The sequence below is a fragment of the Stenotrophomonas ginsengisoli genome (assembly GCF_001431485.1).
In the GTDB taxonomy this organism is placed as follows: Bacteria; Pseudomonadota; Gammaproteobacteria; order Xanthomonadales; family Xanthomonadaceae; genus Stenotrophomonas; species Stenotrophomonas ginsengisoli.
Genome location: NZ_LDJM01000071.1, coordinates 1 through 899, shown reverse-complemented (window position 1 = coordinate 899; position 899 = coordinate 1). Strand labels below are relative to the sequence as shown.

General features: G+C 62.2%; 1 protein-coding gene. It reads left to right on the top strand.

The window, feature by feature from the left end:
• Window positions 1–28: 28 nt before the first annotated feature.
• Window positions 29–899: elongation factor Tu (gene tuf, locus ABB30_RS15345; protein WP_057639181.1), on the top strand; the 871-nt coding region annotated here is incomplete at its 3' end.

Sequence of the window (899 nt, the reverse complement as noted above, 5' to 3'; positions counted from 1 at the left end):
TCTGTCGCTTACTTGAAGGTATACAAACATGGCCAAGGGCAAGTTTGAACGCACCAAGCCGCACGTGAACGTCGGCACCATCGGTCACGTCGATCACGGCAAGACCACCCTGACTGCTGCGCTGACCAAGATCGGCGCCGAGCGCTTCGGCGGCGAGTTCAAGGACTACTCCTCGATCGACGCGGCTCCGGAAGAAAAGGCTCGCGGCATCACCATTTCGACCGCTCACGTCGAATACGAATCCGAGACCCGTCACTACGCCCACGTTGACTGCCCGGGCCATGCTGACTACGTCAAGAACATGATCACCGGTGCTGCCCAGATGGACGGCGCGATCCTGGTCTGCTCGGCTGCTGACGGCCCGATGCCGCAGACCCGCGAGCACATCCTGCTGTCGCGTCAGGTCGGCGTGCCGTACATCGTTGTCTTCCTGAACAAGGCTGACATGGTGGACGATGCCGAGCTGCTGGAACTGGTCGAAATGGAAGTGCGCGAGCTGCTGTCCAAGTACGACTTCCCGGGTGACGACACCCCGATCATCGCTGGTTCGGCCCGCGCTGCTCTGGAAGGCGACCAGTCCGACATCGGCGTGCCGGCCATCCTGAAGCTGGTCGACGCTCTGGACACCTGGATCCCGACTCCGGAACGTGACGTCGACAAGACCTTCCTGATGCCGGTCGAAGACGTGTTCTCGATCTCGGGCCGCGGCACCGTGGTTACCGGTCGTATCGAGCGCGGCGTGATCAAGGTCGGCGAAGAAATCGAAATCGTCGGTATCCGCGACACCCAGAAGACCACCGTCACCGGCGTGGAAATGTTCCGCAAGCTGCTGGACCAGGGCCAGGCAGGCGACAACGCCGGTCTGCTGCTGCGCGGCACCAAGCGTGACGACGTCGAGA